This window comes from Pseudoalteromonas sp. SR45-6 (assembly GCF_014163545.1).
GTDB lineage: Bacteria > Pseudomonadota > Gammaproteobacteria > Enterobacterales > Alteromonadaceae > Pseudoalteromonas > Pseudoalteromonas rhizosphaerae.
On record NZ_JACJDM010000031.1, the window covers coordinates 1 to 13059 of the forward strand.

Genomic DNA, 13059 nt, shown 5'->3' on the forward strand with positions numbered 1-13059 from the left:
GAAGAAGAGCTGGGTGCAGAAGGCGAGGAAGTTGCTGAAGACGAGGCAGTTGTTGAAGAAGAGCTGGTTGCAGAAGACGAGCAAGTTGCTGAAGACGAGCCAGTTGTTGAAAACGAGCTGGTTATTGAAGATGAGCCAGTTGTTGAAGACGAGCCAGCAGTTGAAAACGAACCGGTTGCTGAAGACGAGCCTGTTCTTGAAGATGAACTTACAGATGCGTTAGAAGATGAATATCATGGTGATTTCGCGACTGAACTTGAAGATCCACTGGAACAATCGTTGTCAGATGATCAGCTTGATGATGATTTTATGGCTGATCTCACTCAAACAGATTTTGATGCATTGCTTAGTGAGTTGGCTGAACCTGAGTCTTTAGAAATAGATGATAGCAGCGAGTTTGAAGTTGATTTCAATGCGTTACTCAGTGAAGATCTTGCTGCACTTGAAGAGCTTTCAGTACCTGATGATGTGCCGTCGGCGGAGCAATTAAGTGAAGACGTGAATACATCAACAAATGAGGACATCGTTGCGGATGAATTTGTCGATATTGATGCTTTGATTGAACAAAGTGATGATACAAGCTTAGATTATGAACCTTATGATGATGTAAATATGGATGTCGGATTAAGTGAGTTTGATGCCTTACTTGCTGGAGATAACCCAACTGATGTGGATGCTGAAAGTGGCGGTTATTCTGCAAAACTTGATTTAGCACGTGCTTATATTGAAATAGGGGATATGGATGCAGCCCTTGACGCTATTGACGAAGTGATAGCAAATGGTCCCGAAGAAGTACAAGAAGAAGCACAAAGCTTAAAAGCAAAATTACTGTAAGTTGTTTCTGCATTTATAGTTAAAACGGGGAGTAAATTTAGTTTACTCCCCGTTTTTTTAGCAATAGAAAAAAGGTCGCTTGGCTACTGTGCGCTTAATTTGTATAGAGTCACTTTTATTGCAGCGTCAGATAGCATAAAATGCCCCGTTCATTAGCACAGTAGGTAAAGCAGTAATTATGCGAGTAGCACTTGGAGTTGAGTACAACGGCGCCCGTTATAGTGGTTGGCAACGTCAATCGCATGTAAATAGCGTACAACAAGAAGTAGAAACTGCGCTTTCGCGTATTTGTAATCATCCAGTTGAAATAGTCTGTGCTGGGCGCACTGATGCCGGCGTGCATGGCACTGGGCAAGTGGTGCATTTTGATACCGATGCAGAACGCGATATGGTTGCATTTACTATGGGTATGAATACCTTGCTACCAAAAGATATTGCTATTCGCTATGCAAAACCGGTGAGTGATGATTTTCATGCACGTTTTAGTGCTACAGCTCGTCGTTATCGTTATGTTATTTACAATAACGCCTTTCGAGGAGCAATATTAAATGAAGGCGTTACGCATTTTCATCATCCACTTGATGAAACTAAAATGCAAGAAGCGTGTCAATATCTATTAGGTGAGCATGATTTTACGTCATTCAGAGCTTTGCATTGTCAAGCGAATACTGCTACACGTACTATTCATCACTTGTCAGTTGAGCGTCAAGGCAGTTATGTGATTATTGATATTAAGGCTAATGCATTTTTACACCACATGGTGCGTAACATTACCGGTTGCTTAACCGATATTGGTATTCATAAGCAGCAACCTGTGTGGCTAAAAGAGTTACTTGATTTAAAAGAGCGAGCCAAAGCCAGTGCGACGGCAAAGGCGGCAGGTTTATACTTAGTTGATGTTGACTATCCGGCGCGGTTTGAAATTCCGTCGACACCACTTGGCCCTTTATTCTTAACGGATGTGAATGGTTAATTGGTGATAAATTAAACATAACCTTGCAGGCATTTCACTACTAAGACCAGTTTTTTATACCGCCTGTGTGGAATTCATGTTTTAATTGAAAAAATTTGTCTGTCAATAATGATTTGGCAGGAACGCAGCAAAGCACAGAATAGTATTAAGAGAGTTGCAAATGAGTTGGTTAGAAAAAATCCTACCTAAAACAACAAAGTCTTCGGCTCGTAAAGAGATCCCTGAAGGTGTTTGGGCAAAGTGTACAGATTGTGATTCGATTTTATATAAAGCTGAATTAGAAAAATCACTCAATGTATGTCCTAAATGCAATCACCACATGCGTGTGAGTGGCCGTAAACGCCTTGAGCACTTTTTGGATGATGGCGACCGCCAGGAACTTGGCACACAGCACGAACCAAAAGATATTTTAAAGTTTAAAGACTCGAAAAAATATTCAGATCGTATTGCCGCCGCACAAAAATCAAGTGGCGAAAAAGACGCATTAGTCGCGATGAAGGGACGCTTAAAAGGCATTCCAGTGGCCGCCGTCGCATTTGAATTCTCATTTATGGGTGGGTCAATGGCATCGGTTGTTGGCGCACGTTTTGTGGATGCTGTTGATCAGTGTTTAGAGCATAACATGCCGCTAATTTGCTTCTCCGCTTCAGGTGGCGCACGTATGCAAGAGGCACTAATGTCGCTTATGCAAATGGCTAAAACCAGTGCTGCACTTGCTAAGATGAGCGAACAAGGCTTACCGTTTATCTCAGTAATGACTGACCCAACTATGGGCGGTGTATCAGCATCATTAGCTATGCTAGGTGATATCAACGTGGCGGAGCCAAAAGCATTAATCGGCTTTGCGGGTCCTCGTGTAATTGAACAAACTGTGCGCGAAACCTTACCTGAAGGCTTCCAACGCAGTGAATTTCTACTCGAGCATGGTGCCATCGATATGATTATTGATCGCCGTGAAATGCGTGACACACTTGCCCGCATACTAGCTAAATTTATGAACTTGCCTTCTACGGAACAAGAGCATAGAGTAGCGTAAATTTCAGCTTTACTGATTACACGCTATGACAAAAAATCTTCCTAGCCAATCATCAAGCCTTGATGATTGGCTTTGTTATTTAGAAAGTGTTCACCCAGCAAATATTGCCATGGGTTTAGAACGCGTTGCCAAAGTTGCCAATACCATTGGTTTACTAGATAGCCCAAGTAAAATTATTCTAATAGCCGGCACCAATGGCAAAGGCACCACTGCCCGATGTTTAGAATCACTGCTGCTTGCCCAAGGTTATTCGGTTGGTACCTATGCCTCTCCTCATTTAATTCATTATAACGAGCGAGTGCGCATTAATGGCGCTGAGCTTGATGATCAATTTCATGTTGATGCGTTTGACTTGCTCGAGCAAGGCCGCGGTGACACGCCACTGACTTATTTTGAGTATGGCACCTTAGGCGCACTGGCTATTTTTAAACTCCATAGCGTTGATTATGTGCTGTTAGAAGTGGGTTTAGGTGGGCGTTTCGATGCTACCAATATTGTTACTCCATTTGCCAGTGTGATCACCACCATAGATCTAGATCATAAAGAGTACCTTGGTGATACGCGAGAGCTTGTGGGTTATGATAAAGCAGGGATCTTCCGTACTGGCACACCTGCCATTGTCGGCGATTTAAATATACCGCACACAGTCACCGACTACGGTCATGAAATTAACGCGGTGATGCATTTATCAGGGCGTGACTTTATATTTAAAGAGCATGCGCAAAGTTTTAGTTGGCAATATCAAGCCCATCACTTTGAGTTTGCTAAACCATCAATCCCATGCCAAAACGCGGCAACGGCACTAACCACATTAGCTGTGTTAGATTTATTACCTAGTGAGGCAGTGATCCGTGATTGTTTAGCTAATTTAGTTGTTGAAGGGCGTTTTCAGCAACTAAGCAGCAAACCTATGGTCTATACTGATGTGGCACATAATGCTGAATCTGCACGCTATTTAGCTAAAAAGTTAGCTAACCTGCAAGATCAAGGCTTTAAAGTTCATGCGTTAGTCGCTATGCTGGCTGATAAAGACAAAGTCGCTGTATTAAATGAAGTTAGCCCGGTAGTTGATGCGTGGTGTTTAGCCGGACTTAATTGCTTTCGTGGCGATAAAGTAGAGAATTTAGCTAAATCCATGGATAATGTGCATACAAGCGCGCCAATTGAAAAATATCAAACAGTTGCAGACGCACTGGATGGTGTGTTGCCACAGCTTGATGAGAAGACGGTGTTAATCATATTTGGCTCCTTCTTAACTGTTGCAGCTGCTATCAATTATTGGAAAAAATAGAGAGGAATCAGGTGAACTCAGGCTTTATAAATCGTTTAGTCGGCACAACTATTGTGGTGATTGCAGCTATCGTGTTTATTCCTAATATTCTTGATGGCGAAAAAGTACATTACAAAGAAGGCTTTAAAGCCATTCCGGAACGTCCTGAGTTCACAACTATTGACTTGCAAGATTCAATAGATGATCAAGTGGCTAACGCACAACAGCCAAACGAAGAGCCTGAGGAAGATATATTGCCAGATGATGACCTAATCTCAAGTTCCTCTGATGCGGTTGAAGAGACGACGCTAGTAGCGAAAAAAATGGTTGAAGCATCGACTGAGCAAACTACTGTAGCAACGACTACAGCACAACCTGTTGAAAAAAAGTCTGAGCCATCACGTAAGCCTGAAGAAAATTTATCGAAAATGGCATATGTAATTCAGTTGGGGAGCTTTTCGCATAGTGCGAATGTAAAATCGCTACAAGCTAAACTAAGTGACAAAGGGTTTAAAACCTTTACCCGTCCAGTTAAAACACCAAATGGTACTTTAACCAAAGTTTTTGTGGGTCCGTCGCTTGATAAAGCCCAGCTTGAGAGCAAACTCCCTGAATTAAAAGCACTTACTAAACTTAACGGAAAAGTTACCCAATTTGAAGTAGCAAAATGATCTGGCATTTAGTGCTGACCTCTTATAGAATGCGCCCCAAATTAACGACTAGTTGGTTCATATGATCTGGGTTGATTACGCCATCTTTGGCATTATTGCACTGTCTACTATTATCGGTTTAATTCGTGGCTTTATAAAAGAAGCAATGTCTTTGGCTGTGTGGGCTGGCGCATTTATCATATCTAGCTTGTTTTACCAATATTTAGCATCATTCCTAACAAGTATTTCTGAACCCCTTTTAAGAAATGCAGCGGCCATTGCCATATTATTCTTTGCGACGCTATTGTTAGGCGGATTGTTAAACTACCTTCTAGGTGAACTTGTACAACGTACTGGTTTGTCTGGCACAGACCGTGTCTTCGGCATTGTCTTTGGTGCACTTCGTGGCGTGTTGGTCGTGAGCGCGTTACTCTTCTTTCTTGATGCTTTTACTGGTGCACCCAATACGCACTGGTGGGGTAACTCTATTTTGATCCCAGAATTTGGCTTTGTTGTTGAGTGGTTTTTTTCATACCTCGAAAATAACTCTAGCTTTTTAAATTCGGTCAACCGTTAATCGGCGAGGAAAAATTTCATGTGTGGTATCGTTGGAATAGTCGGAACATCTCCTGTAAATCAGGCGATTTATGATGGCTTAACTGTTTTGCAACACCGTGGTCAAGATGCCGCGGGCATCATTACCATTGAAAACAACACCTTTAGTTTACGCAAAGCAAATGGCTTAGTGAAAGATGTATTTCACACCCGTCATATGAAGCGTTTACAAGGCACTATTGGTATCGGCCATGTACGCTATCCGACAGCAGGTTCTTCTAGCTCGTCTGAAGCGCAGCCGTTCTATGTTAACTCACCGTTCGGTATTGCTTTAGCACACAACGGTAACTTAACCAATGCAGAGCAGCTTAAAGAGCAATTGTTCTGTGAAGCACGTCGCCACGTTAACACAACCTCAGATTCTGAAATTTTACTTAACATCATGGCTCATGAATTAAGTAAACCAAATAAACTACATCTTGACCCTGAAGATATTTTTAACGGTATCACCGAAGTTATAAATAAAGTTCAAGGCGGTTATGCCACCATCGCTATGGTAATTGGCCATGGTATTATCGCGTTTCGTGACCCAAATGGTATTCGTCCATTAGTGTTTGGTAAACGTGAAACTGCAAATGGCACCGAGTATATGTTTGCCTCTGAAAGCGTTGCGTTAAAAACCGATGGTTTTGAATTTGTGCGTGATGTCGCTCCTGGTGAAGCGATATATGTTACTGAAGGCGGTGAGTTTTACTCTCAAACATGCGCAGATAAAGTATCTTACTCGCCATGTATCTTTGAATTTGTTTACTTTGCACGTCCAGACTCAAATATCGATCGCATGTCTGTTTACGCTACACGTGTAAATATGGGCACTAAGCTTGGCGAAAAAATTGCTCGCGAATGGGCTGATAAAGATATTGATGTTGTTATTCCAATCCCAGAAACATCATGTGATGTGGCATTGGAAATCGCCCGCGTACTTAATCTGCCATATCGCCAAGGGTTTGTTAAAAACCGTTACATTGGCCGTACGTTTATCATGCCTGGTCAGGAAATGCGTAAAAAGTCAGTACGTCAAAAGCTCAATGCAATTGACCGTGAGTTTAAAGGTAAAAACGTATTACTAGTTGATGACTCGATTGTACGTGGCACTACTTCAGCACAAATTGTTGAAATGGCGCGTGAGTCTGGTGCTAAAAACGTTTACTTTGCTTCTGCTGCACCTGAAATTCGCTTTCCGAACGTGTATGGTATTGATATGCCATCTGCGGCTGAGTTGATTGCCCATGGACGTGAAGTTGAAGATATCAATGCAAGCATTGGCTCTGATGGTTTGATTTTCCAATCGTTACCTGATTTGATTGCTGCCGTAGCGCAGGAAAACCCAGAAATTACACGATTTGAAACATCAGTATTTGATGGCCAATATATTACCGGTGGTATCGATCAGAATTATTTGAATCGTATTGAACAGCTGCGTAATGATTCGGCAAAAAGTAGTCGTGAAAGTGCCATGTCTTCTGGTTTAGAGTTACATAATCAAGAAGAAAACGGCTCAGATTAATCTCTGCCTAGCGAAATAAAAAAGGAGCTAAATTTAGCTCCTTTTTTGCGAAGGAAAGAAAATAATAACACTACTATATACTACATTTTACAGCTTCTAACGTTGAACTAGGTATCATGTAAAGGTTGGACTTACGATACCGTTGGTCCACAATATGGCGGTGACAGCTAAAATAATCACCAGTAAAATTAGTCCGCAAGTTACCACAGAGCTTGCGTAAATAAAGCCACGCTCTTGCGGTATATGCATCAAAATGGGCACACCGGTATACAGCAAGTAGACCGAATAGCCTAAAGCGACCAAACCCACACATACAACAAACCATAGTTCTGGCCAAAATGCCGCTAGTGCAGACATAAATACTGGTGTTGAAGTATACGCTGCAAGTTCTAAGGTTTGGGTAAAGGTTGGTTCTGCACCAAAAGTAACAGCCATCCAATGTGCTAAATAAGCCAGCGCAAACACACCTACAATTAAAGCGCCATACATAGCTGCAGCAATCAGTATTGCACTATCGTGGGTTAAAAATACCGGATTACCAGCCCCGATACTCCAGCCCAAATAAACTGATGAGTAATAACCCATTGCAGATGGAAACAACGCTATCAGTAATATATGTGATAGGCTATATGTTAAGCTCTCGTGGCGGTTATCTATTGTTTGCCACTCTTCGAGTGGATGGGCATATATGCCCCAAAGATGGTTTAGTATCATAATTGTGTGCCCCATGAAAAGGAATTATACCAATCGTGTTAAGTTACTGACCATTTAGCTCGCTAGAATGGTTAAATATTTAAGTCGATTGGTATTAGTTCGCTGTTTTATTTTTATACAGCTTGTATTAAGTTATGGTTCAGTAATGGGGTCTTGTCAAGAAACACCAATGAGAGACGAAAGCAAAAAAATCAGCGGGGATATATTTAACTAGAGTTCGGGTTATTTAATTAATCAAACCCCCAGCTTTGTTTTATTATCAGTCATTTTTCATGATAAAATCATTTTCTTAATGACAGATACTAATGAGCAACTCCCTTCGTGCCACATAGCAAACTTTTAGAACCGATTAAGCAATTTTTACGTTGTGAAACCCCTTTAGGGTGGATTGATGAAGCCACTAAAAAAGAAAACCTAGCGGTTATTTTAATTGATCATCTCATCTGTGAGCTTAAAGCCGCGCAATCTGCGATGTTTTTAATTCGTAAATACGCCGTGGATAAACAAAGCAGCGATGCCTTGCTTGAGTGGCTGAAGCCGTTTGAAACGCTGATATACAAACGTGAAGGGAATTGGCGCGATCTTGCGGCTAAAAACAAACTGACTAAAGCAGTGATCCCAAAATCTGATTCAGCTTATGGGCAAGATTTGGTTGATAAAATGGTGATGTTGATCAAAGAAGAGCTGCACCACTTTTATCAAGTATTAGAGATCATGGATGAGTACGGTATTGAGTATCAAAGTATTACGCCGTGTCGTTATGCTAAGGGTATGCTAAGACATGTAAAAACCTTTGAGCCAGATGCACTGGTCGATAAGCTCATAGTCGGTGCTTACATCGAAGCTCGTTCGTGCGAGCGTTTTGCCGCGCTTGCACCCCATGTAGATAAGCGTTTAGGTGATTTTTATATTTCGTTATTGCGCTCTGAGGCACGCCACTATCAAGACTATTTAACTCTTGCCCAAGAAATTGCTGGTTTTGATATTACCGAGCGGGTTAAAGAGTTTGGTGAAATTGAAGCGCAGTTAATTACATCTTTTGATGACGATTTTAAGTTTCACAGTGGTACGCCGGTAAATAAAAGCGCTTAACCAACACTAACATGTGCTGCAGCTTTCAAACCATGCTGTAGCACATACTTTATTATCAAAAGTGTTTTTAAATTAGACACATCAAAAACTCTCACCTAATATTTAAAGCAAGTTAATTTTTTTATTTATCAGTTATTTTATTGCTTTGCAATGCATTGTAAATGAAAGGCCATTGCTATTATTATTTTGGTGGGTATATATGGATGAAAAAGAGGGATTATTTGTATTTTCTGCTGAGGAAGAGTTAGTAAATACCGACCTTAAAGTATGGAAAATTTTAACTGTTGAGGATGATCTCGATTATCAACACGCATTAATTAATAGCTTAAAAGAATTAAAGGCCAAAGAAGGCTACAAATATGAGTTATTAGCGGCCAACTCAGTACCAGAAGCTGCGCTTGCTTTAAGTATGCACCCAGATATAGCACTTGTTTTTATCGATGTGGTTATGGAAGAAGATGATTCTGGGCTGCGTTTGGTAAATACCATCAGAGAAGTGATTGGCAACGCTGAAATGCGTATCGTGTTACTAACAGGGCAGCCCGGCTTCGCCCCTGAAACCGATGTAATGAAAATGCTCGATATTGATGAGTACTGGAATAAGTCTGATATTTCTGCGCAAAAGCTTGAATCAATCGTTAATAGTAATATGCGAACTTGGCAATATATTTCGCAAATAACAGCCGCTAAACAAGGTTTGCAACTTGTGCTTGATGCATCAAGGAGCATTAATAGCAAACATGATATGGGCTCATACTCAGCTGCCGTGCTGCAAGAACTAAGCAATATTTTAAAAATATCCGAGGGAGGCGGCATCCTTTGTTCAAGCAACCTTGATAAAGGCGACAATGCAATGATCCTCACTACAAACGGCTGCTTTAATGGTATGAAAGGACAAAAAGTAGATAGCAATTTACTGGCCGATATGTACGATGACTTCCAGCTAGCGATTCAAGAGAAACGTCATGTGTTTTCAAATCAGCATAGTATATTTTTCTTTGAAGCAACCATTGCTGAAGGCACACACTATATTACCCTGGTAAAATCAGATAATCCCATTAGTGAAGAAAACGAATATTTATTGAAAGTATTTAGTGAAAACGTCAGTAGCGGATTTGCTAATATTTCATTATTAAATAGATTAACCGAGCTTGCCTATACCGATGTTTCATTAAACTTACAGAATAGAAACTGGTTAACTCGCGAAATTAAAAATATGAACGTATATGAAAAATCCAAAATGCGTTTAATTATTTTTGATATTTATCAGTTTGATGAAAAAGCATTTACCTTTGGTTATGATTTTTGTAGAAAAATCATAAAACTGGTACATAAAAGTATTGTAGATGTTTTTTCAATATATGACCCCAGAATTGCGATTATTAGTAATAGTAGCTTTGGCATGCTCATTAATGTTGATTTTGATATTACAGATGATATTGCGCGTTTTCATAATAAACAAAAGTACGAAATTGAAAATGTTAAGCAATTTATTGACGTAAGAGTGTTGGAGTTAAAGCTAAGTTGCGCATCAAATATTACTCCCGAAAAAGTAATTAGCCTGGCAGAGTCGAGTTTAAATTACATGCAAGTAACTCAAGCGAAGTTTATTTTGCATACCGATGAGAAAACAGTGGCAATAACAAGGCGCTATGAGTTAATGGCGCGCTTGAGAACGGCTATTAGTACCAAAGAATTGCGTGTCGCTTTGCAACCAAAAATGTGCTTGAAAACATTAAAACCAATTGGTTTTGAAGCGCTAGCTAGATGGCAGTTAGCTGATGGCAGCTTTGTAAATCCTGAAGAGTTTATAGAACTTGCTGAAACAGCTGGTTTAATTAATGAGCTAGATAATGTTATTTTTGAAAAAATACTACAAATAATTAATCAACTTAAAAAATGTGGTATAAATTTACCTATTGCGTTTAACGCATCATCTTATGACTTGATCGATCCTTCTTACTTTGAGTCTATCAAAAGTCGGATTGAGGAATATAAAGTATCTCCCTCGATGCTGGAACTTGAAGTGACAGAAACCCAAGCGATCAGTAATTACAACTTTATTAAAGAGGCTTTATCACGATTTATGGCATTGGGTATTAAAGTGAGTATTGATGACTTTGGTACGGGTTATTCATCATTAGCACACATTAATGAAATACCGTCGAATGCGATAAAAATTGATCGCTACTTTGTCAGCAACCTTGAGCATAATATAAATAATCAATACATGATAAAAATGATCATCAGTCTCGCAAAGCAATTTGATTTTAAAGTTATTGCTGAGGGTGTTGAAAACGAATTTGAGGTGCAATGGTTAAAACAAGCTGGTTGTGAAATGGCCCAAGGTTACTTTTTTTCAAAACCGCTATTTTATGATGATTTACTGATCTGGTTAGCACAGTTTGATAATGTAAATGACTAAAAAAAGTAACTCATTTTATAGCGACAAAAAAGGCGTACTCATAAAGTCGCTGTTTATTTTATTTGTTGCGATATTAATTGGCTGGCTGGTATACGAGCAAGTTTATCAGTCAAAAGTAACCATAATAAAAGAGCGCCAAGATGAAAAACTAGTGCTTGTGAGTACTGATTTATCTAAAGAGCTAAGCAGTATTAAAAAACTCACTCAGCTGTTAGCAAATGGCCAAGTATTAAAAAGTAATACAGGTTTAAATACATTGAGCGCTCAACAAAGCGACAAGCTCATAAATGATTATTTTTTAAATTTTGCTTCTGTATCAACCAATATCTCACAAATACGTTGGCTTGAACGCAGTGGTAAAGAACGTTATAGAATTAATTTCAGCAATAAAAAAAGCGAAATTGTTGAGGTATCACAATTACAAAATAAGCAAAATCGTTATTACTTTAAAGAAGGGATGTTAGTTGCACCACCGAATACATTTATTTCAGAAATTGATTTAAATATTGAGCGTGGAAAAGTTGTTGTCCCGCATGAGCCAACAATTAGGGTGACTTACAGAACGCAAGGTGGTGATTATTTAATAGATGGCTTGTTAGTAGTGAATTTTAATCTGGATTATTTATTTAGTAATATTCGACAATATGATGAAAAAAACACCCAAGTAAATATTCTAAATCATGATGGTTATTGGTTGTATAATAAGGATCCCGCATTACAGTTTGGGTTTATGTATAATCAAGTTAATAACTCGCTAGCAAATAACTCTCCAGCGCTTTGGCAACACATCATTGAACATGACGTACAAAGCACCTCACGTATTTTTCATGACAGTTTATATACTTTCAGGCGATTCTCTATTGTTTCACTACGTGAATCAACACAAAGAACCGCAGATTCAGATAAAGAGATTATTATACTTATCGGTAGCCCTAAAGAGCTGCTGTATAATGCAAAAATGACTGCTTTTCAATATGCTGCTCTGTGTAGTGTTGTTTTATGTATTTGCGGTTTTGGTTTTAGTTACCGTGAATATTTATTCCAACAGCAACTAATTACTTTATCTTATAAACTACAGCGTGAAAAAGTAGAGTTAGATAGCGTCAACAAACAGCTCGATTTAACTATAAGGCAGCAGCAGCAATTACAAACAAGCTTACTCGAAGCTCGAAAACTATCGTCTTTAGGGTTGTTGGTGGCGGGGGTTGCTCATGAGATGAATACACCCATTGGCGGTGCTATTATCTCAGTATCTAACGCGAATGTGGTTATTAATAAGTTGAGTGACGCGATAAAAACCGGATTAACTAAATCGCAATTAGATAAAAGCACACAGAGCATTGAGGAAAATTTAGGGTTAGCTAAAATTAATTTAAATAAGGCAGCGGTATTAGTTAAAAGTTTTAAAAAAATGGCGATAGACCGTCATAATGATGATGTCATCACATGTAATATAAGAAAAATAACTGAAGATTTACTGATCTCCCTTAATTCAAGATTAAAAAACTCAAACGTAAAAGTGAAAACCTTAGTTGATACTGACCAAGATATAAAAAGCCGACCAGGAATTATTTCCCAAGTGCTAGAAAACCTGATAATGAACGCACTAACCCACGGGTTTGCCAAAAATCAAGTCGGTGAAATTGAGATAAAAATAGCACAAGCTGCTAGTCAATCCATTAAATTAACCATTTCAGATAGCGGTGTTGGGATTAAAGCAGAGTCTCAACAGTACATCTTTGAGCCTTTTTACACCTCAGCTCGTGGTATTGGCAATACTGGGCTTGGCTTATATATGGTGCACCAATGGGTTACACACATTTTGCAGGGGGAAATTAAATTACAGTCCAATCCACACTCTACAGAGCGCTTTAAAACTGAGTTTACTATTACTATACCCAAACTATCTTAAGATGCAGAATTCGTTGCTTGGAGTGATAGTC

11 protein-coding genes are annotated in these 13059 nt (G+C 39.4%); 10 read left to right on the top strand and 1 reads right to left on the bottom strand.

Going from position 1 to position 13059, the window contains the following annotated elements:
- From H5158_RS13665 to purF, 7 genes are all read left to right on the top strand, one after another.
- A partial coding sequence (locus H5158_RS13665) for a FimV/HubP family polar landmark protein (protein WP_310736704.1) occupies window positions 1-834 on the top strand: 834 nt, incomplete at its 5' end.
- Window positions 835-1012: 178 nt separating this feature from the next.
- Window positions 1013-1807, top strand: a complete 795-nt coding sequence (truA, locus tag H5158_RS13670; protein WP_145241498.1) for a tRNA pseudouridine(38-40) synthase TruA — start codon at window positions 1013-1015, stop codon at window positions 1805-1807.
- A 160-nt stretch (window positions 1808-1967) separates the two neighbouring features.
- Window positions 1968-2843 (top strand): acetyl-CoA carboxylase, carboxyltransferase subunit beta, encoded by an 876-nt coding sequence (accD, locus tag H5158_RS13675; RefSeq protein ID WP_145241496.1) that lies wholly within the window; start codon window positions 1968-1970, stop codon window positions 2841-2843.
- Between the two features lie 25 nt (window positions 2844-2868).
- Window positions 2869-4134, top strand: coding sequence for a bifunctional tetrahydrofolate synthase/dihydrofolate synthase (folC, locus tag H5158_RS13680; RefSeq protein WP_182740249.1), 1266 nt, complete (start codon window positions 2869-2871; stop codon window positions 4132-4134).
- A gap of 11 nt (window positions 4135-4145) precedes the next feature.
- Window positions 4146-4784, top strand: a complete 639-nt coding sequence (locus H5158_RS13685) for an SPOR domain-containing protein (protein WP_182718156.1) — start codon at window positions 4146-4148, stop codon at window positions 4782-4784.
- Window positions 4785-4845: 61 nt separating this feature from the next.
- Complete coding sequence (locus H5158_RS13690) at window positions 4846-5340, top strand: CvpA family protein (protein WP_054206292.1); 495 nt, start codon at window positions 4846-4848, stop codon at window positions 5338-5340.
- Window positions 5341-5358: 18 nt separating this feature from the next.
- The gene (gene purF / locus H5158_RS13695) at window positions 5359-6885 is read left to right on the top strand and encodes an amidophosphoribosyltransferase (RefSeq protein ID WP_145241490.1); all 1527 of its coding nucleotides are present in this window, start codon (window positions 5359-5361) and stop codon (window positions 6883-6885) included.
- A 114-nt stretch (window positions 6886-6999) separates the two neighbouring features.
- Here the strand turns inward: purF and H5158_RS13700 are convergent, their stop codons facing one another.
- Complete coding sequence (locus tag H5158_RS13700; protein ID WP_145241488.1) at window positions 7000-7599, bottom strand: Yip1 family protein; 600 nt, start codon at window positions 7597-7599, stop codon at window positions 7000-7002.
- Window positions 7600-7920: 321 nt separating this feature from the next.
- On the opposite strand from H5158_RS13700, the gene miaE reads away from it, so the two are divergent.
- From miaE to H5158_RS13715, 3 genes are all read left to right on the top strand, one after another.
- Window positions 7921-8691, top strand: a complete 771-nt coding sequence (miaE, locus tag H5158_RS13705) for a tRNA isopentenyl-2-thiomethyl-A-37 hydroxylase MiaE (protein ID WP_182718153.1) — start codon at window positions 7921-7923, stop codon at window positions 8689-8691.
- 199 nt (window positions 8692-8890) lie between these two features.
- Window positions 8891-11116, top strand: coding sequence for an EAL domain-containing protein (locus H5158_RS13710; RefSeq protein ID WP_182740250.1), 2226 nt, complete (start codon window positions 8891-8893; stop codon window positions 11114-11116).
- The gene (locus H5158_RS13715; RefSeq protein ID WP_182718151.1) at window positions 11109-13028 is read left to right on the top strand and encodes a sensor histidine kinase; all 1920 of its coding nucleotides are present in this window, start codon (window positions 11109-11111) and stop codon (window positions 13026-13028) included. Before H5158_RS13710 ends, H5158_RS13715 begins: the two co-directional genes overlap by 8 nt.
- Window positions 13029-13059: the final 31 nt, after the last annotated feature.

Coding starts and splice junctions, on each gene's coding strand:
- truA (WP_145241498.1), top strand. CDS start 1,013: ATGCGAGTAGCACTTGGAGTTGAGTACAACGGCGCCCGTTATAGTGGT.
- accD (WP_145241496.1), top strand. CDS start 1,968: ATGAGTTGGTTAGAAAAAATCCTACCTAAAACAACAAAGTCTTCGGCT.
- folC (WP_182740249.1), top strand. CDS start 2,869: ATGACAAAAAATCTTCCTAGCCAATCATCAAGCCTTGATGATTGGCTT.
- H5158_RS13690 (WP_054206292.1), top strand. CDS start 4,846: ATGATCTGGGTTGATTACGCCATCTTTGGCATTATTGCACTGTCTACT.
- purF (WP_145241490.1), top strand. CDS start 5,359: ATGTGTGGTATCGTTGGAATAGTCGGAACATCTCCTGTAAATCAGGCG.
- H5158_RS13700 (WP_145241488.1), bottom strand. CDS start 7,599: ATGATACTAAACCATCTTTGGGGCATATATGCCCATCCACTCGAAGAG.
- H5158_RS13710 (WP_182740250.1), top strand. CDS start 8,891: ATGGATGAAAAAGAGGGATTATTTGTATTTTCTGCTGAGGAAGAGTTA.
- H5158_RS13715 (WP_182718151.1), top strand. CDS start 11,109: ATGACTAAAAAAAGTAACTCATTTTATAGCGACAAAAAAGGCGTACTC.